Genomic DNA, 24,881 nt, shown 5'->3' on the forward strand with positions numbered 1-24,881 from the left:
GGAGGTACAGCGTGACAGGACTGGCACTGATACTAAGGTTACTCGTATATCGGAGGTATGGCAGAGTTCCGAGACAGATTTCATGGGTCCGCCATGGGCGAGGCGCGGGAATCAGATGGAATTGGTATGAGAAGCTGAGCGTGGGGCGTACAGATGGGTTGAGCGTGGCGATACCGTGAGACTGCCGCAGTCGCCTTGAGCTCGGCAAAGGCTTGTGCGTCACAGGCCGTACTGGGGGGGTGCATTCGCGCTCGTAACCTCCAGTAGGGTATCGTTATTAAATCGTTATATTGTGCGGGTACTAACGGCAAGGGAGAGACAATGCGGAAGATCGCCGGCATTGCGCTCGGAGTGATTGGACTACTCGTCGCATTCCTCGGAGTGGGTAAGGCCACGATATGGAGCGATGACAGGCAGGTCACTGCCGAAGCCGTTCCTTCCGGGGATACGGCGTATGTTCTGACGGAACCGGGCGTACTGGACATGGTGTCCGATACGGTGACAATCACCGCTTCCGGCTCCGACGACGCCGATGTCACCATCGCTATCGGCTATGCCGGTGATGTCGCGGCGTGGGCGGAAGGGCTTTCGGCAGACTCGATCAGTGGTATGAAGGACTGGTCGACATTAGCAGTGGCCAGCGCGGCTGCAGATGGAGAAACCACCGCAGACGAAGAGCAGGCCGAGGGGGACGCCACAGATGCGACCGAAGTTCCTGCCCTTGCGGATTCGGATATGTGGCTGAGCGTCGCAAATGAAAAAGGATCGGCCAAAGTCACCGATTACGAGGTGGCCGATCCGGGCAATATCTCGTTGATCGCCACCGCATCCGATGGGAAGGCTCCCACAGTCACATTGAGCTGGAGTCGCGATGTTAATTCCGGCGACGTCATACCGCTGATTCTCATTGGCGTGCTGCTGGCGATTATCGGCGTGCTCCTCCTTGTTTTGGAGCGGCAGGAGGCGCGCAGCCGAGCCCGACGGCAGGAACTGCGGCAGCGTCGCCAGGCCCGCCGTGCCTCGCGTGCGGCGGCGGAGACAACCGTTTTGCAGGCATTCGACGGTGACATCGCGGAGAGTACTCGACCTGTGCAGAACGCGGTCACCGGACAGGCTTTGGGTGCGGGAATCATATGTGCCAGCCCTCGCTCGCAGGAGTTGCGCTCACGTGAGCTGGCTGAGGAGGACCGGTTGGTGATCCCCGTTGACGACGAAGACTGGTCGCCTGAGCCGGATACTGCGGTCGACGATGAACCGTCGACCGCATCGGGAGCCCAGTGGCGCAGCCGCTGGGAGTTTGCCACGGCTGAGCGGCAAGATGAGACGGATACCGCATCCGCATCGAGCGCAGAGTTTGTCGGCGAACCGGAAGGTAAGCATGCGGAAGAAGGCGAGAAGAGGGAGGACCCTGATGCATAGGAGAGCTATTGCAAGTGTCGGAGTGCTGGTTTTCGCTCTGTCCGGCTGCGCAAACGAGGCGGAGCTTCCCAAGGCGACAGCGGCCGCCGAGACTGCGCGTCCCGCACTCACAGTCACCCGTTTTGAACAGGTGCAGTCCGACATCTTCGACAGCCTCGCGGCGGCCGATGAAAAGCTTGACGGTGAGGCGCTGACTGAGCGTGTAAGTGGTCCATTCGCGTCTATGCGCAGCGCCGAGTACAAACTGAAATCGATACTCGCCGACAGCGTGTCGCTGGAAAGACTGTCGGACAGTGCAGACCAGACGATGATCAGCGCTGCCGATGACTACCCGCATGCCGCGGTCAGCGTCATGGCTGAGCCCGCTGGATCTAGCGCCAAGACGATCGATATGTTCGTGCAGCCCTCGGCACGGGAGAATTGGTCGTTGTGGGGTGTCGCCGATATTCTGCCCGGTGCAACGGTGCCGGCGCTCAAGTTCGGGGAAGAGGGAGGCGCGGTTCTTGCTTCTGATTCTGCGGAGGGTTTAGTCGCAAGTCCAGACGATGTGCTCGCTGGCTATACCACCCTCGCATCGACCCGGAATGACTCAAAGGGTCTGCGCTTCGCCGATGACCCTTGGCTTGCCAAGATGGCTGAGGCACAAGATGCCAATGCGGAGACCACCGCAGATACCGGAACGGCGACCATGTCCTTCGAACCCGGAGAGAACGGGACGATCGCGGTGCGCACGGCCGAGGGAGGCGCATTAGTATTCGGACAGGTCAACGTCACAACGACCATCTCTGTCACTGCGGAGGGTGGATCCGTGGACATTGCCGGTGGCGGCAATATTGCGGCGCTAGGAACGGGCAACGCGAATGACAGCCTAACCGTGACGGGTACGATGACGGCGCACTACACTACCGTCTTAGTCTTCAATGTGCCCGCCGCTGATGCGGAGGACCAGACAATTGATGTTGTTGCTGCCCATGCGGCAGTGCTTCTCGACGTATCGAATGGATGAACATGTCACAGCCGCTTGGCGCCTCGATGTATGGTGCCGTCGATCTTTCTGGTCTGAGTAATCGTACGAATGGGAGGGACGGTAGTGCCGCTCCCACGGGTGCTGCAAGTGCCAACCCCACCGCTTCGTCCGGCGCGAGCGTGCCGGGACCGCTGGTCACCGACATTACGGCGGACTCTCTACAAGGCGCTCTTGAAATGTCGCAGCGTGTTCCCGTGGTCGTGCTTTTTCACACCTCTCGATCAGAACCCACAGCTGCCCTTGACCGGCAGTTGCAAGCGCTCGCTACACAGCAAAACGGGCGTTTCCAGCTGGGACGGGTTGACGTCGATGCCGCCCCCGAAGTAGCACAGGCGTTCCGCATCACGGGTGCACCGGCAGTGGTCGCGCTGTTGCAGGGTCAGCCGATTCCGCTATTCGAAGGCGCTCCGGCCAAAGCTGAGTTGACTACGGTTATTGACAGACTCTTGGAAGCGGCGGCTCGTTACGGGATTACCGGCGTTCTAGACGGTGACGCGGCGCCTCCGCAGCCACAGCTGCCCCCGCATCATAAGGAGGCGGCGGAGGCTCTCAGCGTCGGCGATCTGGATACCGCACATGCCGAGTACACGGCGGCAGTTAAGGCAAACCCGGGAGATGCCGCAGCGCAGACGGGAGTGGCGCAGGTGGAACTGCTGCAGCGGGTGCGTGTTCTCAACCCGGAGCAGACATTGCGCGCCGCTGAAAGTGATCGTTCGCTCAATGCACAGCTGGCCGCCGCCGATGTCGAAGTTGCGTATGGGCGGCCCGATGAGGCATTTGCCCGGCTCCTCGCGGTGATTCGACGTAGCAGCGGCGAGGAGCGCGACAGCGTTCGCAAACGTCTTCTGGCACTATTCGAAATAGTCGGTACACACGAACCGGTGGTGGCGCAGGCACGTCGAGAACTGTCTGCGGCGCTTTTCTAAAGTCGGCAAAAGGCGCGCGTCGGCGAGGCGGAACGCTACGCTCCGCGCCTGGGCGCTGCTGGAACGGGCCTCGTCGGGCAGCGCCGCGTCGGTAACGTTATATGGCCGGGTGTTGCTAAGCGCGCGCCAACCACGTGGTTGACTCCGCGCTTCCGGGGGCGGCACTCGCCAGGAGAACCTGCCAGCCCTCCGGGATGCTTACGTCCGTGTCGAATGCCGTGAGGATAAGTATGTCTCCACGTGTCGCATCGGCAGGTGCCGTGTTGAGATACGCGAGTGTGCCCGGAAATGCGTCGGAGACGTCTTCCAATCCGCCGTGACCGAGCGCCAACTCGCTGCGCAACGCGTACATGTGGCGGAAGAAGTTGAGGGTGGAGGAAGCAGAGGCTTCCTGAGCATCAACCGCAAAGGTGGCCCACTCCGGGGGCTGCGGAAGCCACGACTGTCCGTCCGGTGAGAAGCCGAAGGCGGGCGCCTGCGCTTGCCAGGGCAGAGGCACCCTGCAACCGTCACGGCCGGCTTCGACCCCCTTGGTCCGAAAGTAGGCCGGATCCTCGCGTACGTTGTCGGGGAGGGCGGTGTGCTCCGGCAAGCCGAGTTCTTCGCCCTGGTACAGGTAACAGGAGCCAGGTAGTCCTGCCATCAACAAATGCGCGGCGAGCGCGCGTCGGGCGCCGAGTTCGGGATCGGGCTGCTCATCGGTGGCCCGAATACCATTGGGGCCTTTCCCGGTATGGGACAGTCCAAGGCGAGAGGCCGCTCGAACAACGTCGTGGTTCGAAAGAACCCAGGTGGTGGGTGCACCGACGTCATCCATGGCGCGCAGAGACGATGCGATCACCGCACGGAGGTCATCACGTTTCCACTGGCTCGAGAGGAAGTCGAAGTTGAAGCATTGCGACATCTCGTCTGCGCGAACGTACTGCGCCAGACGATCACCGGGGGAGACCCACGCCTCCGCCACCAGCATGCGATCTGGTCCGTATTCATCAAGCACGGTACGCCATTCACGGTAGATGTCATGGACGCCGTCGCGGTCCCACATCGGAGGAGGCGGTACGCTGGCGGCATCGGCGCCGCCCCCTTCCACCATGGTCCAGTGGTACTGCCAATCTGGTAGTTCGGGGTCCTTCGCCAGTCCGTGCGCGACATCGATTCGGAAGCCATCAACGCCGCGATCCAGCCAGAATCGCAACACGTCGCGAAACTCGGCATGCACGGCGGGGTTGTCCCAGTTCAGATCAGGCTGACTGGAGTCGAAGAGATGCAGGTACCACTGCGGATCGTCTTGCCAGGGGGATCCCGGTGCATCGTCGCGCTCGCGCACCCGTGTCCATGCGATGGAGCCGAAGATCGAGGTCCAGTCATTGGGCGGTGCATCGGTACTTGCTTCGCGGAACCAGTAGCGTTCGCGTTCGGGTGAGCCCGGTCCGGCGGCAAGCGCTTCCCGGAACCAGACGTGTTCGTCACTGGTGTGATTCGGGACGAGGTCGATGATGATACGCATTCCGAGCTCATGGGTGCGGGCGATGAGGGCGTCGGCGTCTTCCAGCGTTCCCAACCGCGGGTCAATATTGCGATAATCGGCAACGTCGTAGCCCGCGTCGTGCTGCGGTGAGGGATAGAACGGCGATAGCCAGATGGCATCTGCTCCCAGGCTTGCCACATGCTCCAGGCGGGCGGTGACGGCCGGAAGATCACCGATCGGCCCGCCGGAGGAGGCGAAGGAGCGGGGATAGATCTGATAGATGACGGCGTCCTGCCACCACTGACTCGGAACGGTTGGACGGTGAAGTTGCCTGGGCATGGATTCCTTACCTTGTGGGACGAATGGGGAGTTTTACCTTCTGGCCTCCTGCTCAACGTGAGCAGCGGGCGGTGGACTCGCGCACGATGAGTTCGGCGTGGAACTGCATGGAGCGCAAACTGGTCGCGGTGTCGTCGATCATGGAGAGCAGCGTCGAGATTGCCGCTTCGCACATGGCGCGAACCGGCTGGTGGAAGGTGGTCAATGGGGGATTGGTGAAGGGCATGAGCAGGGAGTCGTCAAAACCGATGATGGAGACATCCGCTGGTACCCGTAGCCCGGCGCCCTCACAGTAGCGGATAGCGCCCAAGGCCATGATGTCGGAACCACACACAATCGCCGTGCATTCACTCTCAATGAGTTGCGCCGCAGCCGCTTGGCCGCCCTCCACGGTGAACAGAGTGTTAACGATGGGTGCCGCAGCTCCGGGAAGAATCTGTGCCATCGCGCGGGTGAAACCGAGTGCTTTCTGCTGCGAGGGGATGAAACGGCTGGGACCGACGGCCAGTCCGATACGCGTGTGCCCTTGCGCGGCCAAGTGCCGCACCGCCTGGGTGACCGCCGAAACATCGTCGGTGGAGAAGTCCGGGGCATCGATACCGGGATGGGCTCCATTTATCGTGACGAAAGGAACATGGAGTTCTTGCAGGTGGCGGTACCGGTCAATACTTGCCGTCATGTCCGCGTGTAAACCGGAGACGAAAACAATGCCGGAGGCGTGCTGGTCAATGAGGATCTGCACGTAAGCATCCTCGGTGACGCCGCCGGCGGTTTGAGTGCATAGCAGAGGCGTGTAGCCTCCGGGTGCCATGGTCGATTCCAGATTCTGTGCAAAGCTCGGAAAAATGGGGTTGGAAAGCTCGGGAACGACGAGGCCAATAAGCCCGCCGGGACGTTGGCGCAGGCGCTCGGGGCGTTCATAGCCCAGCAGGTCGAGCGCCGTGAGCACCGCCTTGCGCGTGGCAGGAGCAACTGTGCCCTTGCCGTTCAGCACACGTGAAACGGTCGCGGTCGAAACGCCCGCTTGCTTGGCCAGATCGGCCAGCCTGATACGGTCTGCCATCGTTGTACTCCTAGGCCTCCATGCCCGTCATGCGCGCTTATGAAGGATACGCACCCCTGCTCAGCAGCGGCAACACCTCACCTGTTTCTTTGCAAGACTTTACAGTCTGGGAGCAAAACGCGCCACGTCGAAATGCCGACTGGACAGATTCCTCCACTAATAGATCACAGGATGATGACAATTTTCTGAAATTACTTGCAGAACCTTACAGAGCGGATATATTCTCATTTTAATCGTTCATGTCACACGGCTGTGGTGAATTGAACGACTCGGTTCACACAATCAATACATCAGGAGATCGAGATGCGAAGGGGCATAGCACTTGCCACCGCCGCCGGGCTTGCTTTAACGCTTGCTGCCTGCGGAAACGATTCAACAACAGACAAAACAAGTGGCGCCACAACAGACAAGAGCACCACTACAACTGCCGAGGGTGATGGCATCACTATCACCGTATGGACAGACACCAATCGGCAGGCGGCACTCGAAGAAGCCGCCGAGGCCTACGAGGAAGCGACCGGCAACAAGGTGGAACTGGTCACTAAGGAATTCAATGACATCCGTGCGGACTTCCTCGCCCAGGTACCCACCGGGGAAGGCCCGGACATCACCGTTGGTGCGCATGACTGGCTGGGCGAGTTGGTGGCCAATGGCGTTGTTGCTCCGCTCGAACTTGGAGACAAGGCAGATGAGTTCAACGAGAAGGCTCTGACGGCCTTCACCAATGACGGCCAGGTGTACGGCCTTCCGTACGCGATGGAGAACGTCGCCATTATCCGCAATACCGCGCTGGCAGACTCCACCCCCGATACCTTCGATGAGATGATCGAGAAGGGTAAGGCTGCGGGCACCGAGTATCCCTTCCTCATTCAGACCGGAGCCGAGGGCGACCCGTACACCTACTACGCGCTGCAGACGTCCTTCGGCGCGCCGGTGTTCGAGCTGGACGACGACGGCGAGTACAACACCACGCTGGCCCTCGGTGGCGAGAATGGTCAGAAGTTCGCGCAGTGGCTCAACGATCAGGGTGAGGCCGGTACGGGTGTGCTGGATACCAACATGACCTACGACATTGCCGTTGACGCCTTCAAGAACGGTAACGCTCCGTACATTGTTGGCGGCCCCTGGATGGTTGCCGACTTCGAAGAAGCGGGTATCGACATCGCTGTGGATCCGATTCCATCCGCCGGTGGCGAGACCGCGCAGCCCTTCGTAGGCGTGCAGGGCTTCTACCTGTCCGCGCAGGCACAGAACCAGCTGGCAGCTACCGACTTCCTCGTCAACTACGTTGCCACAGAGGATGTGCAGCAGATCATCTACGAGGCGGGTAACCGTCTGCCGGCCATGACTGCCGTCGCCGAGAAGGCGGCCGAAAACCCCGTGACCGCCGGCTTTGCCGAGGTTGCAGCCGACGGCGCCCTCATGCCGTCCATCCCGGAAATGAGTGCGGTGTGGAACTACTGGGGTTCCACAGAGGCGCAGCTTGTTAAGGGAAGCGATGATCCTGCCGGAGTGTGGGACAAGATGGTCTCCGATATCGAGGGCGACCTCTAAGTCTCCGCTTAGTTCGTGATCGTGAGGGGTGCCGTGGTGCGCATCCGGTGCGCCACGGCACCCCTCATGTGAGGAAGGCACGTGATGGCAGAAACTTCGATTGAGCCGGAGGCTGCAACTGAGCCGCGAGTAAGCGGTTCACATGCGACGACATGGCGGACCGGCTTCTTCGTCAAACTTATTCTCATGGCGGCGGTTAACGCCGTGGGTTTGTATGTCATCGTCGCAGCGTTCACGGTGCAGGCCTGGCTGATCTTCGCCTTGATGACCGTGTTGCTCCTGGCGGTGGACTACATCTACTTCTCCAAGCGGACACTGGCGTTGAAGTATTTGGCTCCCGGCCTTGTCTTCCTGTTGGTGTTCCAGATCTTCGTCATTCTCTACACCGGTTACGTGGCGTTCACCAACTATGGACATCGGCACACACTAGACAAGGGCGGTGCCATCACATCGCTTATGCTGCAGAACACGCGGCGTGTGGAAGGATCCGCTCAGTATCCCCTCGTCGTCGTCGAGAGGGACGGCAAACTCGGTTTCGCAGTCCTGGATGACGACGTCGTGCGCGTGGGAACGGCGGAAGAACCGCTTGCCGAGATACCGGATGCTGCTGTTGAGGGCACCACGATCACCGAGATTCCGGGCTGGAATCTTTTGACGATGAGTGATTGGGCATCGCGGCAGTCGGAGGTTGCGGATCTGCGGGTCCCGTTGTCCGATGATCCCGAGGAAGGAGCAATCGGCACGCAGACGGGCAGTACCGGCTTCGTGTTCCGTTCGATCCTTGACTACGATCCCGACACCGACACAATAACCAACACCGAGACCGGGGTCGTTTATCACGCCGACAATAAGACGGGCTTCTTTGTCTCCGACGAAGGAGAAACTCTGACAATCGGTTGGCGGGTGTTCGTCGGATTCAAGAACTTCGCCGATGCTTTCGCTGATACACGCTACGCAACACCGTTTCTGCGTGTGTTGGTGTGGACATTCCTCTTCGCCTTCCTCTCGGTTGCCACGACATTCCTGCTTGGGATGGTACTCGCTATCGTCATGGACGATTCCCGCATGCGCGGGCGAAAGGTGTACCGCACCATCATGTTGTTGCCGTACGCATTCCCCTCCTTCATGACGGCATTCCTGTTCGCCGGTATGTTGAACGCGAAGTACGGCTTCGTCAATCAGGTACTGCTTGGCGGATCGCATCTGCCGTGGCTAACCGATCCAACTCTGGCAAAGGTGTCGGTGATCCTAGTCAACCTGTGGATGGGATTCCCGTACATGTTCCTCATTTGCACGGGAGCCTTGCAGTCCATTCCACACGAGTTGAACGAAGCAGCGAAGATCGATGGGGCGAACGGGTTCACGGTGTGGCGTTACATCACCCTGCCACAGCTTATGACGCAGGTGACGCCGCTACTGATCTCCTCCTTCGCCTTCAACTTCAATAACTTCAACCTTATCTACATGTTGACGCAAGGCGGCCCGCAATTCGAGGATGCGTCGGTTCCGGTGGGCGCAACGGACATTCTGATTTCCATGGTGTACCAGATATCCGGACTATCCGGTAAGGCGCAGGCCAACTATGGACTCGCGTCTGCCATGTCGATTCTGATCTTCATCATCGTCGGGACGATCTCGATGATCAGCTTCAGGAAGTCGCGTGCGATGGAAGGGGCCCAGTGATGAGTGAAACAACTACGATCACGGCGGCGGAAGGTCAGCCATCCATTGCCACTCCGACGAAAGAGCACCGGCGCCCCTTCGGACGTTGGTTCGCCGAGGTGGGTTTCCGGCACGTCATTGGCATCATTGCCGTCATATACGCTGCGTTCCCGATCCTATACGTTTTTTCGGCCGCGCTGAACCCGCATATCGGTACGACGCTGACATCGTCGAACAGTCTGTTCTCGGCAGTCTCCCTGGAAAACTTCGTGGAGTTGGGGCGTGACACGCTGTTCTGGACCTGGTTCCGCAACACGCTGGTGATCGGAATCATCACGGCTTTGGGAACCGTCCTCATGGGCGCGGCTGCGGCGTACGCCTTTTCGCGGTATCGATTCAAGGGCCGCAACGGGGGCTTGCTGGCACTCATGGTTGTGCAGATGTTCCCGCAACTGCTGGCTTTCGTTGCGATCTTCCTGTTGCTACTGAGCCTGGGCAACGTTGTTCCGGCGCTTGGAATCAACTCGAAGCTGGCGCTGATCTGCGTCTACCTCGGGGGAGCACTCGGCGCGAACACCTTCTTGATGTACGGCACCTTCAACTCCATTCCGATGGAGCTGGATGAGGCTGCGAAGATTGATGGTGCTTCCCATGGGCAGATCTTCTGGACCATCATCATGCCGCTTGTCACGCCGATCTTGTCCGTCGTCGGGCTGCTGAGTTTCATCAGCTGCTTCAACGACTTCATCCTCTCGAAGGTGATTCTGACCGGGCAGAGCAACTGGACGATGGCTGTTGGAATGAATCTGTGGGTAGGTGGAAACGAGAAGCACTGGGACTGGTTCACGTCGGGAGCGATTATTGCGGCGCTGCCGATCCTGCTGCTATTCCTCTTCCTGCAGAAGTACATCGTGTCGGGTTTGACCGGAGGCTCGGTCAAGGGCTAACCCGATCCGGGCAGAGGTTATTCTGCCGCACATGGCTGGGAATGGTCGATCTAGGAGGCGCGACCGACCAAACTCGTCAAACGAATACGAGGGAACACCTGGGTGTTCCCTCGTATTGCTTTAGCCGGTTGAGTGCCTGTGGATATCAGTCCTGAACGGGCGACCATTGCCCCGGCGATTGAGCAGAGTGCTCCGGCATCGGCCGGACCTCTTCCTGGCGGAACGCAGCAGCTACACACCTCTGCCGTCCGTGTCAGGTGGTGGCATGAAAAAGCAGGCGAGGTCAGCGGTAGATCAAAGGGACTACTGCCGCCGACGCCGCCCGCCGTTTCACTTGTTAGAGAGTCGATTCCTCAGTTGCAGAGTCGCCATCCACCGACGTTGCGGACATGGGTGCCGTGGCGGAGTCGGAGGCAATGGCGGCTTCAGACTCCGTTTCGTCATCTTGTGGACGATGTGGTGTGAGGTAGACGACGCCGAAGGGCGGTAGCTGCAAGGAGGCGGAGAAGGGCCGCCCGTTCCAGCTCACCGGTTCGGCCGTGACAGCACCGAAGTTGCCTACGCCGGAGCCTCCGTATTCCAACGCGTCGGTATTGAGGATCTCATCCCACTGGCCATCGGAAGGCAAACCGACCCGGTAGTCATTCTGGGGCACGCCGGCGAAGTTGCAGATGACGACCATAATGTCTTCATCGTCGGCGCTGCGGCGCAGATAGGACAGCACGTTGTGGTCGCCGTCGGACACGTCGATCCACTCAAAGCCGTGGTTGGTGAAGTCGTCGCTCCACAGGGCAGGATGCTCCTGGTAGACCTGATTCAGGCGGCGTACCAGTGAAAGCACGCCGTCGTGTGACGGGTCGTCGGTGAGCCACCAATCCAAACCCCTCGACTCATTCCATTCCTCGATCTGGGCGAATTCTTGGCCCATGAACAGGAGTTTCTTGCCCGGATGCGACCATTGGTAGGCGAAGAGCTCACGTACTCCGGCCAGCTTCTGCCAATCGTCACCGGGCATCTTCGAGTAGAGGGATCCCTTACCGTGTACCACCTCGTCATGTGACAGTGGCAGCAGGAAGTGTTCTGAGAAGGCGTAGACGAGAGAGAAGGTGATCTCACCGTGGTGCCAGCGGCGGTTGATGGGCTTCTCCTCCAAGTAGCGCAGGGTGTCATTCATCCAGCCCATGTTCCACTTCAGCCCGAAGCCGAGTCCGCCATTGTCGGTCATGCCGGTGACGCCGGGCCAGGAGGTTGACTCCTCGGCGATCATCATCACGCCGGGGGCGCAACGATAGGCGGTGGCATTGACCTCCTGCAGGAAGGAAATAGCTTCCAGATTCTCGCGGCCGCCATACACGTTGGGCTGCCACTGCCCATCTTCGCGCGAATAGTCGAGGTAGAGCATGGAGGCGACGGCATCTACGCGAATTCCGTCGATATGGAACTCCTTGAGCCAATACAGTGCGTTGGCAACCAAGAAGTTGCGGACCTCGCGTCGGCCGAAGTTGAAGACCAGTGTGCCCCAGTCCGGATGCTCGCCGCGCAGCGGATTGGGATCCTCATACAGGGCCGTTCCGTCGAAGCGGGCGAGCGCCCAGTCATCCTTCGGGAAGTGGGCGGGGACCCAGTCCATAATGACGCCGATACCGGCGCGATGCAGCCGGTCAATGAGATAGCGCAGTTCGTCTGGAGTGCCGAAACGTGCCGTGGGAGCGTAGTAGCCGGTGACCTGGTAGCCCCAGGATGGAGCGAAGGGATGCTCGGCAAGTGGCATGAACTCCACGTGTGTGAAGCCGCAGTATTTGATATGACCGACCAGCTGCTCCGCCATGGTGCGGTAATCGAGGCCAGGCCGCCACGAACCCAGATGCACCTCGTAAATGCTGACCTTGCCCGCATGCGGGTCGTGCTTGGCCCGCTCGGTGAGCCATTCCTCATCGCCCCAGGTGTAGTGCGAATCGGTGATGATCGACGCTGTCGACGGCGGCACTTCGGTGCGTCGTGCCATCGGGTCGGCCTTCTGATGCCAGGACAAATCCGGGTACTGGATTTCGTACTTGTAGCGGGCTCCCACGGTTGCCCCGGGAATGAAAATCTCCCAGATACCGGAAGAACCCATGGTCCGCATGGCGTGCAGCGATCCATCCCAGCCATTGAAGTCTCCGATAACGCGCACCGCTTTCGCATTGGGCGCCCAGACGGCGAAACTTGTGCCGGTTACCTCACCGAGCTCGCTCGGGTATGAGCGGACATGCGCGCCGAGGACCTTCCAGAGTTCCTCGTGGCGGCCTTCGCTGAACAGGTACGTATCAACGTCGCCCACGGTGGGCAGGTACCTATAGGGATCATCCGTCCGGTTCTCGACATCGCCATAGACGGCGACTACGCGATAGTCGGGGATGGCGGTTCCCGGCAGGACTGCGCGCCAGATGCCATTGAACTCGTGGACTGCTTCGGTGCGGCCATCGACGGTCTCGATGAATACACGGTCAGCGAGACGCCGGATAGCCCGGATGGTGACGCTCGTGGTGCCCACATGGGGGCCGAGAACATCATGTGGGGCGTGATACCAGCCGTTGGAAACGCCGTCGAGAATATTCGTGCTGACGGGCACGTAGTCGGTTTCGCTCATGGTCATACTCTTTCATATTGCGACCCGTTACGGGAGCGTTTACCCGCCGAATTGATGAGGAGTTTCCCGCAATTGGCTAGCGGGGTACAGGCGAGCGTTCATTGGGGAGGTAATCGGTAGCTCCTGTGCGCACATGTGCCTATGCGGTCCGGGCGCGTAGCGGTTAGCAGCAACGGTGACATGGCCGCATGCGGTCCGGCTGTGTACAGCGCGGGTCCAGCTGAGAGAGCAGTGGAAGCCTCTCGGCCATTGCCCGGCGGCAGGTGGCCTCAGTGTGCCGCGCCGAGAATACGATGGACGCCGACGAGCGGAATGGGGAGCCACGCGGGGCGGGTGGCGGCCTCATATGCCACCTCATAGAGCGCCTTGTCCAGTTCCAAAGCGCGCAAAAGAACCTTGTGCTCCTCCGAAAGAGCACCGTAGCCGGAGAGGAAGGCCTGCTGGGTGGTGCTGACCCATTCCTGGTGTTCGGAGCCGGTGCCGCCCGCATAGTCAAAAGAGCGTAGCATTCCGGCCACGTCGCGCAACGCCAGATCCGGTTGACGGCGTTGCGCCAGAGGTCGCAGTGGTTCGCCCTCAAAATCGAGTACCACCCAGCCCCGGGCGCTTCGCAATACCTGACCAAGATGGTAGTCACCGTGGATACGTTGCAGTGGTGGCCACGGCACGGACTGCGTGGCGCCGAAGATAGACGCAATGGAATCCGTGTACTCGGCCAGTTGCGGTACAAGATTGATCGCCTTCCGGGCTCGTTGCAGCCAGGAGTCTTGCAGCTGGAGGCGTTTGTCGGCGGTGGCCTCGACCACCGGGAGGGAGGCGGCGAGGATGTTGTGGATCCGGCGGGTGGTGCGGCCCAGTTCAACGAACTCCTCGCGAGGCAGCGGGCGGCCGGTGGCAAGCGAGGCGGTGGTACTTTCCCAGGCATCGGTGGCCGTGGGAAGGAATTCTTGCGCTGTCAGCACGTCAGCATGGCCGGTGTGCAAAAGTAGTTGTGCCGAGCCGATCTGAAGCGGCACGGCCCCTGAATCGCTGAGAACCTGCTGTAGTTCCACGTCGGGGTTCTCGCCGAGATGCAGCACTCTGAACAGCTTAAGAATAATCGGACCAGCAAAAGTGGTGGCCGCTGCGGCTGCTGTGTCGGCCATGTGGGGAGACTCGGGCGTATCCGGTGATCCGGCCGCGCCGCCTATTTCGTCGGCAGCGGGCGACGTCGGAGGCGCGGCATCGTACACGATGGAGGTGTTGGACTGTTCGCGGCCAAGACGTCGGGCCGAGGTGCGCGGCTGCACCGCGCACAGGCGGTGAGTGGCCAACCCCGCCTTCTCCTCGCACACCGGTGCGGTGTCCGCCAGTCCGGCCGCAGACGAGTCGGTGCCGCCGGAATACACCGGCCCCCGTGTAATGAGCCGCAGAAGCTCATGCTGACCGAAGGGGTCATCCGTCGCGTCGCGGACCGTCCAGTTCTCCCACACGGTGATCGGGGCGGGAAGAACCGCCTGCTCATCGGCAGCCGACTCGCGGAAGGTGAGAGGAACGTTGTAGGTGACGTCACCGTCGGCAACCACCACCCAATGCAGCTCCACACCGGCGGCCCGGGCAACGGGGAGGGTTAGGCGAATCTCGGGTGTTGCGGTGCTACCGAGATGCCAGCGCGCAGCTGACAACCACGGGGCGAGCGCGGGCGCGAGGCTTGCGAAGGAATCCACTGGTTCACGGTTCATGGCACTCATCGGTAGGGTCAGCGGTTTCTTTCTTGTTCGCGGGCTCGCCGCCGATTCGCCTTGGAACGCGAGGGTCTCTGCAGCAAGAGCCAATAGAATCCTCGTGCCCCGAGCGTTATGGTGCATGAGCCCTTATGAGTGAGTTTCGGGAAGCGTGCTCCTCCGAAAACATCGATTGGTTGTGCGCCGCCGAAGTCGGCGATCTGTAACCTGGCGGCCTGCGGGGTGCTGGCGAAGTTCATAACGCATAACAGCGTCTCAGAGGCATTGGATCGCGTGAAGGCGAGGACCGAGTCGTTACTCGACGTGAGCAGCTTGAAGTCGCCATCGCCAAGAGCGGTGTGCCGTCGGCGCACGGTGAGCATGTTACGCATCCATAGCAGCAGCGAGGAGCGCTGCGACAGTTGCGATTCCACGTTCACCACCTGGCCGCTGAAGTGTGGATTGTTGTTCAATGGCAGGTAGAAGTTGGAGGGATCTGCCGTGGAGAAGCCGGCGCTGGGATCGGGGGACCATTGCATGGGGGTACGCACGCCATCGCGGTCCGGCAGCCAGATGTCATCGCCCATTCCGATCTCGTCGCCGTAGTACAGACACGGAGAGCCGGGCAGCGACAGCAGCAGGGCCTTCGAGAGTTCGATCTCCGCGCGGGAATTCTCCAACAGTGGAGCCAGACGTCGCCGGATTCCCACGTTCGCACGCATGCGAGGGGCGGGGGCGTACCAGTCGTAGAGGTTGCGCCGCTCGTCGTCCGTCACCATCTCCAGTGTCAGTTCATCGTGATTGCGCAGGAAAATCGACCACTGGGTGCCTGGTGGAATCGCCGGAGTGGCTGCCAGGATATTGCGCAGCGCCGTGGCCTTCTCGTCGCGTAGCGAGTAGAAGATACGCGGCATCACGGGGAAGTGGAAGCACATGTGGCATTCCGGCCGGTCGGCGGTCCCGTAGTAGGGGACGACGTCGTCGGGCCACTGATTCGCCTCCGCCAGCAGTACCGTGCCGGGGAACTCGGCATCAAGCATGGCACGCAGATCCGCGAGGAAGTCGTGGGTTGCCGGCAGATTCTCGCAGTTGGTGCCCTCGCTTTCGAAGAGATAGGGCACGGCGTCAAGCCGAAATCCATCGACGCCCCGCCGTGCCCATGTCCGCACGACATCAAGCATGGCTGCCTGTACTTTGGGATTCTCGTAGTTCAGATCCGGCTGGTGCGAGAAGAAACGATGCCAGAAATACTGGCCGCGCACGGGGTCCAGGGTCCAGTTGCTGGTCTCGGTATCGGTGAAGATGATGCGAGCGTCGGCGTAGGAGGAATCGTCATCCGCCCACACGTAGAAGTCTCCATATGGACCAGCGGGATTCGAGCGCGAGGCCTCGAACCAAGGATGCGCATCCGAGGTATGGTTCATCACCAGGTCGATCATGACGCGGATTCCACGCGCATGCGCCTCGGCGAGGAGCTCCGCGAAGTCGTCAAGCGTGCCGTACTGTTCGGCCAACGCGGTGAAGTCCGATACGTCGTACCCGCCGTCGCGTTGCGGCGAGGGGTAGAAGGGAGGGATCCACAGACATCCCACACCCAGCCACTGCAGGTAGTCCAGGCGTGCGGTCAGGCCGCGGATATCACCGCTGCCGGAACCGGTGCTGTCGCCGAAGGCGCGCAATAGGACTTCATAGAAGACCGTGTGCCGGAACCACTGTGGATCATCGGACAGGCCTGGGCGGGCGAGGTCACGTGGCAGGGGAAGGGAGGGAAGCGGCGAAGATTCGCTCACCTCAGTACCTTCACGGACAGGATATGTGCGCACTGGTAGTACGGGTCGAGACGAACGTACGGGTGATCGTTCCACTGGTAGGTAGCTCCACTGAGTTCATCAGTCACTTCGATAACTGGCATTTCACCGGCAGGAGTGATCCCCAGTGGGCCGAGGTCCAGTCGCACTTGGGCTTCCTGCGCGTTACCCGGATCCAGATTCAGGACAACGATAACGGCATCGGACTCTCCGTTGTTCTCCTCCGGGCGGCTGAAGCGCGTGAAGGATAGGACGGCGTCGTTCGACGTCGGATTAATACGCAATTCCCGCAGGCGTTGCAACGCGGTGTGCCGAGAGCGGATACGGTTGAGCGACGTGAGCAAATCCTGGATGCCGTTTGATCGAGCGGCATCCCAGTCACGCGGCTTGAACTCGTACTTCTCGTTGTCGATCTGTTCCTCGAAACCGGGGCGGGGCACGTTTTCAACGAGCTCGTACCCGGAGTAGATGCCCCAGGTGGGAGAACCGGTCGCAGCCAGCACGGCGCGGATGGCGAAAGCATTACGACCGCCGTGCTGCATGTACGGCGTGAGGATGTCATGCGTAGTGGGCCAGAAGGCGGGCCGCAGCCTCGCATCCGACTCGCGCGCCAGTTCCCACAGGTAGTCCTCGATCTCCTTCTTGCTGTTCCTCCAGGCGAAGTAGGTGTATGAGAGGTGGAATCCGACGGCACCGAGTCCCTGCATCATGGGCGGTGCCGTAAAGGCCTCCGCCAAGAAAAGAACCTCGGGGTGCGTCGCCCGGAACTCGCCGAGTAGCCGTTGCCAGAAGGCAACCGGCTTGGTGTGCGGATTATCAACGCGGAAAATGGTGACGCCGTGGTCAATCCACACCTCGAGGATACGGACGATTTCACGGTAGATCCCTTCCGGGTCGTTGTCGAAGTTCAATGGATAGATATCCTGGTACTTCTTCGGAGGATTCTCCGCGTAGGCGATAGTCCCGTCTACCCGAGTGGTGAACCATTCGGGATGTTCCTTCAGCCAGGGATGATCAGGCGAACACTGCAACGCCAAGTCCAGCGCCACTTCCATCCCGCGTTCGCGTGCCGCGTCCACAAAGGCATCGAAATCCGCAAAAGTGCCCAGATCGGGATGAATCGCATCATGGCCGCCATCGGGCGAGCCAATGGCATATGGCGAACCGGGATCCTCCGGTTCGGCAACAAGCGTATTGTTGCGGCCCTTGCGGTTCGTCGTCCCGATGGGGTGGATCGGCGTGAGGTAGACGACGTCGAACCCCATGGCGGCGATGCGATCCAACTCGGCGGCTGCGGTGCGTAGAGTTCCCGACACCCAGGTTCCGTCCTCACGCCGGTAGGCCCCCAGTGATCGCGGAAAAATCTCATACCAAGACCCGGCGAGCGCGCGGATACGATCGACGCGCAGCGGGAAACGGGAGGATTCGGTGACCAGATCCCGTAGTGGATACCTCTCCAGCAGGGCGTCGATCTGCTGGCTGGTCGCCGCCTGATAGCGCAGTGCGGGCTCCAGATGCTGTTTGCCGAGCACGCAGGTGGACTCCTCCAGCAGGGCAAGTTCCGTGCTGTCGGCGGGCACATTGGCGGCGATACGCTCAAGTAGTTTGGCGCCTTCCAAGAGGACGAGTTCTTCGTCGATACCGGCGGCCAGTTTCACCTCCGCATTGTGACGCCAGGTGCCAACGGGATCGGACCAGGCGCGCACGAAGAAGGACCAGTCGCCGGGGTAGGTCGGGGTTAGCCACGCCTCGTATCGGTTCAATCCGGGTTGCGTATTGACCATGGGCGCGCACTGGACCTCTTCGCCGCGAGGGTTCACCAGTACGGCTTCGCAGGAGAAGAGATCGTGCCCTTCGCGGAACACGGTGGCCTGCACGGGAAAGGCTTCGTTCTCCGTTCCCTTGGCAGGCCAAGAACCGTTCTCTATGCACGGTGAGATATCCCGGATCGGAATACGGCCGATGGGCGCGAAAGGTGCCGGAATGGGGGCGTTTGAGGCGGGTGCGACTGGTGCCCTGGACGTGGTCGTAGCCGACCGAGTAGTGGTCTGAGTGGATGCATCCGGCCGTGCGGGCGCGGCTGAGCGGCGGGCATGCCGGGAATTTGGTGTGTTATTGCTCGTCACGTGTTCACCCTATGATGTTTACCGCCCACGCGCAGCCCAGTTGGGAAGATTGCCCTTCTCCTTTCCTGGAACGCGTGGTGCGTGCGGCGGTATTTCGGTTGTTGGTGCGCCCCTCAGCCCCGACGACGCCGGAAAAGGCTCGGCCTCGATGGGATGCACGGGCGCGGGGCTGGCAGCGGTTCCGTTCGGGCCGTGCCGAATCAAACCGCACAGCCTCAGTAGACCATGCGCATGGCCTCGCGAACTTCGGCGAGGGTTGAGTCGGCGACGGCATTCGCGCGTTCAATACCCTCGTGCAGGATATTCTGCAACTGAGCAGGGTCTTTCTCGAGCTCAACGCGCCGGGCGCGATGCTCGGCGAGGTACTCATTCAAAGATTCGGTGACGACCTTCTTCAGCATTCCGCCCCCTCCGTTTCCAATTTCGGCGGCGATCTCCTCGGCGGGCCGATTCTGGCACAGTGCGGCAATGGTCAACAGGTTCGACACCTCCGGCCGATTCTCAGGGTCGTAGGTGATGAAACGCTCGGAGTCGGTGACTGCCTTCCTAATGAGACGGGCCGTCTCATCGGCATCCATACGCAACTCGATGGTGTTATGACGCGACTTGCTCATCTTGGCGCCGTCTAGTCCGAGAATCGTGTCGGATTCGGAGAGCAGACCGTAGGGACGCGGGAAGATCGGGGAATCACTGCCTTCGGGATGGCCGTAGTGGGATTCGAAACGATCAGCGATAACGCGCGCCTGCTCCAGATGCGGCAGCTGATCCTTTCCGACGGGAACCAGATTCGCCTTGCAGAAGAGGATGTCCGCCGTCTGGTGAACCGGATAGGTCAACATGAGTCCGGTCATTGTGCGCCCGGTGGCCGCTTCCAGCTCGGCTTTCACCGTCGGGTTGCGGTGCAGCTCCGATTCGGTGACGAGGGAGAGGAAAGGAAGCATAAGTTGATTGAGTGGGGGCACCGCGGAATGTACGAAAATGGTGGCTGTTGAAGGATCGATCCCCGCCGCGAGATAGTCGGCCAGCAAGGAGTACACGCGTTCCTTGATGGGGCCGACGCCGTCTCGGTCCGTGATCACCTGATAATCGGCAATGACCAGCCAGGTCTCCACACCGGAGCGCTGGAGGCGAACGCGATTGTGCAGGGAGCCGAAATAGTGGCCGATATGAAGATGACCGGTGGGGCGATCACCGGTAAGAACTCGGAACTGGCTCGGATCCTTTGCCAGCGCGGCCTCGATTTTCTCGCTTGTTTCGCGGGCGCGAAGGTACGACGCGTGATCGGTGGAGTTTTCGAACGTGTCCGCGGCGTTATTCGTCATGATGTCCTTCCTCATCCGTGCCCGCAGTAGCGCAGTGCGGCCAGGCAATTCTATCGGCTACCAGGTCTATCGGCCACCGGGCCGCAACGATCAATTGTGGACGTCGTAGCCGCTAACGCGGTCCTTTCTCGCGTGGATCGGCCAAGAGGCCCTCACTGCGGATTGGCCAAGTACAGACGCATGGACAGCGGCCCCATGGATGTGCTCGCACCTGGGGCGTATACTTCATGGCGACGTCGGGGGCGCGGCCACGAGGAATCCCAGACGAGTTTGAATGAGGTGCCTCGGCCCTCCGGAATCGTGAATGCTGCCCGTGATAGTGAGCCGTTGAAGACGATCAGTGCGTCGACGTCGCGACCTTGCCCGGAGCGAAGCATCTGCAGTGTTCGGTACGACGAGTCGAACCAGGCATGGTCGGGCATTGGATGGCCGCTGGCATCCAGCCATGTTAGGTCGCTGACCGGATCGAGGGGGCCGGGCCCGTCGGAGAAGAAGTGCTTCGGGCGTAACACGCGATGTTCGTGGCGCAGGCGCAACAGATACGATGTCGTTTCCAGCTGGTCGCGCTGCCATTCCTCCAGGTCCCAGTCGACCCAGGAGAGCTTGTTGTCCTGGCAGTAACTGTTGTTATTGCCCTGCTGGGAACGGCCGATCTCGTCGCCGGCGGTGATCATGGGCGTGCCCGTGGCGAGGATAAGCGTGCCGAGCAGATTTCGCATGGAAAGACGTCGCCGTTCGCGCACGGTACGCGGCGGCTCGTCGCCCTCCTGGCCGATGCCCTCCCAGCCGTGGTTCCACGATTTGTTGTCATTGGTTCCATCGCGATTGTCTTCCAGATTCGCCTCGTTGTGTTTTGAATCGAAGGAGACGAGGTCGCGAAGCGTGAAACCGTCGTGGGCGGTGACGAAGTTGATGGAGGCGTAGGCGCCACGGCCTCCCGGCACCCGGCCGTGTCCGAACAAATCGGCGGAGCCGGCCAGGCGAGTCGCGATGTCCCGTAGGTCGCCTCCCTGCCCGCCGGCCATAAGCATGCGTGGCTGGCCGAGCCAGAAGGCACGTGTCGTATCGCGAAAGTGATCATTCCAGTCGGCGGTGGGCAGCGGGAACCGGCCGGTCTGCCAGCCGTTGGGGCCCAAGTCCCACGGCTCGTTAATGAGTTTGACCGTTGAGAGCACCGGGTCGGTTGTCAGCGCCATGTAGAACGGATGATGAGTGTCGAACTGCTCCCCGTTGCGCCCGAGCGTTACGGCGAGGTCAAAACGGAATCCGTCCACACCCATCTCCGTGACCCAGTAGCGCAGAGAATCGAGGGTCATCTTCAGCACGGTCTGGCGCCGGAAGTCGAGCGAATTTCCGCACCCCGTGGTGTCTAACAGCTGGCCGGGATTGTCCGGCGCCTGCATGTAATACGACGGTTGGTCGATGCCGCGCCAAGATACGGTCGGGCCGGTGATGCCGGCCTCGCAGGTGTGGTTGTAAACCACGTCAAGGATGACTTCAATTCCGGCGTCGTGCAGACTATTGATAGCCGAGCGGACCTCGTTGAGAACCGCGACGGCGCCGGCTTCCTGGGCCGCATGTGTGGCATAGGACGGTTCGGGTGAGAAGAAGTTGAGGGTGTTGTATCCCCAGTAGTTCACAAGCCCTTTGCGGGTGAGGAACGGCTCGGACATTTTCGCGTGGATGGGCAGAAGCTCGATGGCCGTGATTCCGAGGTTCTTCAAATAAGAGACGGTGGCCGGATGTCCCAGCCCGGCGTAGGTTCCCCGCAGCTCCTCGGGCAGGTCGGGCGATAGTTTGGTCAAGCCCTTGACATGTGCCTCATAGATAACCGTTCGATCCCAGGCGGTGTAGGGATGTCGAATCGGCATTGTGTTCTCGGGAACAACGACGCCGTACGCCATATACGGAGCGGAATCGCGGTCGTCCTCTTCCAGGGTCGCCGAGGAGAGCGGTGTCAACGCGTCGTCGGTGCGATGAGCGTAGAGCGCGGGTGCTAGGACCGGAGAGCCGGTAACGGCGCGTGCGTAAGGATCTAGCAAGAGCTTGGCCGGGTTGTAGATCAGACCGGACTCGGGCGACCAGCGGCCGAAAACGCGGTAGCCATAGCGTTGTCCGGCAGTAACGCCGGAAACGTGCCCTGACCAGGTGCCCAGTTGTGAACGGAGCGCGAAGCGCCGTTCCACCAGTCCGGCCGGGGTGGAATCGATAAGGCATAGATGTACCGCAGAGGCGTGTGGTGCACGCAGAGCAAAGTCGGCACCATCACCAGCGAGGTGGGCGCCGAGTTGGACCGGCATGCTGAGCGCTCGCGAGGTAGGTTCGGGATCGCGTGGGGTGTACCGGGTTTCGAGCGGAAGAGCCGCCGTCAAGGTTGTCACAGCGGCATTATTACAGGAAATCTCTTTTGCCGTGGCAGGAAAGACGTGGCGTATGTCCCGCTTCCAGCGAACATGTGGCGCGTATTGCACCAAGTGGTGCAGTTACCGAGAGGTGAATGTCTCACGGTGAGGATAAGTATTCATGCGTGTTGCGGGCGAGTGCTGCTGCCCAATGGTGTCGGCGATGCATGCCAGTATCGCCTCGTGCTGCATCTTGCGGCCTAGAGCTGTGGGCGCCGGGTAGCGGGTATGATCCCAAGTAGTCGACTGCGCTGTTCAGAGGAGACGCTATGCCCTATATCGGTCTCAGTTTGGCTCGGGGAAGGATCGACCGCGACGAACTCACGCGTAACGATCCACGTGCGCTTGCTACCGCGCGCCTTTCACCCCAGGCACGTTATCTTCTCGTGGCCGGCGATTCAGTCGCAATTAATCCGAACGCGCAGGGGCGGCTGCTGTTCCTGGAACGCCGCGAGGCAACGCAGTGGAATGCGCATGACGCCGCATACCTCGGACGGGATGGTGAGCACTACTATTTCGGCTGTGATATCACAGATCTCGTTCCCTCCGACGATGTTCTGCCGACGCACTTCCCACAGTTGCGTCCGGTGCGTCTCTGGGCGCACGAATGGGCTGATCGCGACACGGCATTGGCCGTCGGAGCCGTGGCCATACTCAACTGGCGTCGCGTCACCCATTTCTGCCAACGGTGCGGGGAGCAACTCGAACAACGCTTCACCGGCTGGGACATGGCCTGCCCGGCCGGGCACCAGGTGTTTCCGCGCATTGATCCGGCTGTGATTATGGCCATCCACGATCCTGATGATCGCCTACTGCTGGGAAGAAACTCGGCATGGGGTCCGGGCCGGTATTCGGTGTTGGCCGGATTCGTCGAAGCGGGGGAGACCCTGGAAGCCGCCGTACGCAGAGAGGTTTTTGAGGAGACGCATATCACGGTCGGCCGAGTTGAATACTACGGTTCACAACCGTGGCCCTTTCCCCGTTCTCTCATGTTGGCCTTCGATGGCTGGACAGAGCAGAGCGAAGCGGAGTTGGCCGTTGACGGTAAAGAGATGGCGCACGCCCACTTCTTCTCGCGGGAGGAGTTTTGCCAGCAGCTACGGGCTGGGGAAATACGGATGCCGACGCCTACATCGGTTGCGGCCAGTTTGGTACAGGCGTGGTTGGGCAGGTCCTTCGCCGAGGTCATGGCGGGCCGGTAGGACCCGCGGAGCGCGCCGACGGCACCAAGCCATCCGCCTTCCTCACGGGATTCGGTGCGTCCATTCGTCAGTGGAGAATTTCGTGCGGCAACGCTCTTGCGCGACGGCGATGTCCACCGCGGTGATCTCGCCCGGTGTCGCATCGTACTTCTCCTGGAAGGTCTTGTAGAAGACGTCCAGGATCTCGGAGCGGGGCAAGCCGGTCTGAGAGCGCATGGGGTCAACACGTTTCACGGCTGATCGTGTGCCCTTGTCACGAATCTTCTCTTTGCCGATACGCAGTACCTCCAGCATCTTGTGTGCGTCAATGTCGTAGGACATTGTCACGTGATGCACCATGAAGCCGTTGGCCCAGCGCTTCTGGGCAGCGCCACCGATCTTTCCCTTATCGGAGGCGATATCGTTCAGCGGCACATATGTGGCTCTGATGCCGACCTTCGCCAATGCCTCAAGTACCCACTGATCGAGGAAGGGGTAGGACTGCTCGAAACTCATTCCATCTACCAGTGCAGTGGGGACGACGAGAGAGAAGGTGACGCAGTTTCCCGGCTCCATGAACATGGCTCCGCCGCCGGTGATGCGGCGCGAGACGGTGATGCCGTAGCGGTCCACGCCCTCCTGGTTGATCTCGTTGGCGTAGGACTGGAACGATCCCATAACCACTTGCGGGCGATTCCATTCCCACAATCGCATGAAGGGTTTACGGCGGCCGACGGCAACATCTTCCGTGAGGGTTTCATCCATGGCCACATTGACCATCGGGTCAACCACCGGGCCGTGAATGACTTCGAAGTCGATATCATCCCAATCGAGCGCAAAACCCACCGCGCGCCGGACGGCGATCGCCACGCTGATCGGTGTGATGCCGAGAAGATGGTCCATTGGATCGAGTGCGCTTTGAATTCGGTCGGCGATATCGGCTGCGGCAATATCGCGGGGGAGACCTTCGATCGCTGCGGTGATGCGGGACAGAGCCTCATCAGGATCGAGGAAGAAATCACCCGATACGCTGACATTGCGCAGCAGTCCGTCCGCCTCATCCAGATCGACGACGACGAGTTTGCCGCCGGGAACCTTGTACTCACCATGCATGGGACTATTGTCCTGTAAGTGGCGGGCTATGGGTAGCACAAAAATAGTGCAACCGGGCACGTCAGGGTCCGCCGATTTCGGACGCGTGTGCATTGTGACCCAGCCGTGTCGGAGCGGCGTGCCAGACTGAGCATAGCGGCGTCGGCCGATGCGATCAGCGCGGGGTACACTTCCAATGCTGAGCGTATTCCG

At 60.8% G+C, this 24,881-nt stretch carries 16 protein-coding genes; 7 read left to right on the forward strand and 9 right to left on the reverse strand.

What is annotated here, in order from left to right; genetic code table 11:
• Nucleotides 1-321: 321 nt before the first annotated feature.
• Genes EKN07_RS07885 through EKN07_RS07895 form a run of 3 tightly spaced genes read left to right on the forward strand, consistent with a single transcriptional unit; the run spans nucleotide 322 to nucleotide 3,372 of the window.
• Nucleotides 322-1,419 carry a hypothetical protein gene (locus EKN07_RS07885; protein ID WP_126146105.1) on the forward strand — a complete coding sequence of 366 codons (1,098 nt, stop codon included), beginning with the start codon at nucleotides 322-324 and terminating at the stop codon, nucleotides 1,417-1,419.
• Entirely contained in the window at nucleotides 1,412-2,425 is a 1,014-nt protein-coding gene (locus EKN07_RS07890; protein ID WP_125482492.1) for a hypothetical protein, read from the forward strand. The genes EKN07_RS07885 and EKN07_RS07890 overlap by 8 nt, the downstream gene beginning before the upstream one ends.
• Nucleotides 2,426-2,427: 2 nt before the next feature.
• Nucleotides 2,428-3,372, forward strand: coding sequence for a tetratricopeptide repeat protein (locus EKN07_RS07895; protein ID WP_164505513.1), 945 nt, complete (start codon nucleotides 2,428-2,430; stop codon nucleotides 3,370-3,372).
• Between the two features lie 115 nt (nucleotides 3,373-3,487).
• Here the strand turns inward: EKN07_RS07895 and EKN07_RS07900 are convergent, their stop codons facing one another.
• The gene (locus EKN07_RS07900) at nucleotides 3,488-5,179 is read right to left on the reverse strand and encodes a glycoside hydrolase family 13 protein (protein WP_126146106.1); all 1,692 of its coding nucleotides are present in this window, start codon (nucleotides 5,177-5,179) and stop codon (nucleotides 3,488-3,490) included.
• A gap of 52 nt (nucleotides 5,180-5,231) precedes the next feature.
• Entirely contained in the window at nucleotides 5,232-6,242 is a 1,011-nt protein-coding gene (locus EKN07_RS07905) for a LacI family DNA-binding transcriptional regulator (RefSeq protein ID WP_126146107.1), read from the reverse strand.
• Between the two features lie 303 nt (nucleotides 6,243-6,545).
• Here EKN07_RS07905 and EKN07_RS07910 point away from each other — a divergent pair, with 303 nt between their 5' ends.
• The 3 genes from EKN07_RS07910 to EKN07_RS07920 all read left to right on the forward strand — a co-directional run bounded on the left by EKN07_RS07910 (nucleotide 6,546) and on the right by EKN07_RS07920 (nucleotide 10,405).
• Nucleotides 6,546-7,796 carry an extracellular solute-binding protein gene (locus EKN07_RS07910; protein WP_126146108.1) on the forward strand — a complete coding sequence of 417 codons (1,251 nt, stop codon included), beginning with the start codon at nucleotides 6,546-6,548 and terminating at the stop codon, nucleotides 7,794-7,796.
• A gap of 84 nt (nucleotides 7,797-7,880) precedes the next feature.
• Complete coding sequence (locus tag EKN07_RS07915) at nucleotides 7,881-9,479, forward strand: ABC transporter permease subunit (RefSeq protein ID WP_108716106.1); 1,599 nt, start codon at nucleotides 7,881-7,883, stop codon at nucleotides 9,477-9,479.
• Entirely contained in the window at nucleotides 9,479-10,405 is a 927-nt protein-coding gene (locus EKN07_RS07920; RefSeq protein WP_108716105.1) for a sugar ABC transporter permease, read from the forward strand. The genes EKN07_RS07915 and EKN07_RS07920 overlap by 1 nt, the downstream gene beginning before the upstream one ends.
• 337 nt (nucleotides 10,406-10,742) lie before the next feature.
• Here EKN07_RS07920 and glgB read toward each other — a convergent pair whose 3' ends face one another.
• The 6 genes from glgB to glgX form a co-directional block, all read right to left on the reverse strand.
• Complete coding sequence (gene glgB, locus EKN07_RS07925; protein ID WP_240611242.1) at nucleotides 10,743-13,034, reverse strand: 1,4-alpha-glucan branching protein GlgB; 2,292 nt, start codon at nucleotides 13,032-13,034, stop codon at nucleotides 10,743-10,745.
• A gap of 269 nt (nucleotides 13,035-13,303) precedes the next feature.
• Complete coding sequence (locus tag EKN07_RS07930; RefSeq protein ID WP_164546638.1) at nucleotides 13,304-14,755, reverse strand: phosphotransferase; 1,452 nt, start codon at nucleotides 14,753-14,755, stop codon at nucleotides 13,304-13,306.
• A gap of 17 nt (nucleotides 14,756-14,772) precedes the next feature.
• Complete coding sequence (treS, locus tag EKN07_RS07935; RefSeq protein WP_241228155.1) at nucleotides 14,773-16,527, reverse strand: maltose alpha-D-glucosyltransferase; 1,755 nt, start codon at nucleotides 16,525-16,527, stop codon at nucleotides 14,773-14,775.
• Nucleotides 16,524-18,671 carry an alpha-1,4-glucan--maltose-1-phosphate maltosyltransferase gene (locus EKN07_RS07940; protein WP_126146110.1) on the reverse strand — a complete coding sequence of 716 codons (2,148 nt, stop codon included), beginning with the start codon at nucleotides 18,669-18,671 and terminating at the stop codon, nucleotides 16,524-16,526. Before EKN07_RS07940 ends, treS begins: the two co-directional genes overlap by 4 nt.
• 215 nt (nucleotides 18,672-18,886) lie before the next feature.
• The gene (trpS, locus tag EKN07_RS07945) at nucleotides 18,887-19,993 is read right to left on the reverse strand and encodes a tryptophan--tRNA ligase (RefSeq protein WP_126146111.1); all 1,107 of its coding nucleotides are present in this window, start codon (nucleotides 19,991-19,993) and stop codon (nucleotides 18,887-18,889) included.
• A gap of 152 nt (nucleotides 19,994-20,145) precedes the next feature.
• Nucleotides 20,146-22,374, reverse strand: a complete 2,229-nt coding sequence (gene glgX, locus EKN07_RS07950) for a glycogen debranching protein GlgX (protein WP_241228156.1) — start codon at nucleotides 22,372-22,374, stop codon at nucleotides 20,146-20,148.
• Between the two features lie 290 nt (nucleotides 22,375-22,664).
• On the opposite strand from glgX, the gene nudC reads away from it, so the two are divergent.
• A complete protein-coding gene (nudC, locus tag EKN07_RS07955) occupies nucleotides 22,665-23,597 on the forward strand; it encodes an NAD(+) diphosphatase (protein WP_108716101.1) in 933 nt (310 codons plus the stop codon).
• 42 nt (nucleotides 23,598-23,639) lie between these two features.
• On the opposite strand, the gene EKN07_RS07960 is transcribed toward nudC, so the two are convergent.
• Nucleotides 23,640-24,689, reverse strand: a complete 1,050-nt coding sequence (locus EKN07_RS07960) for a biotin/lipoate A/B protein ligase family protein (protein WP_108716100.1) — start codon at nucleotides 24,687-24,689, stop codon at nucleotides 23,640-23,642.
• Nucleotides 24,690-24,881 lie beyond the last annotated feature (192 nt).

This window comes from Actinobaculum sp. 352 (genome assembly GCF_003957265.1).
GTDB lineage: Bacteria > Actinomycetota > Actinomycetes > Actinomycetales > Actinomycetaceae > Asp313.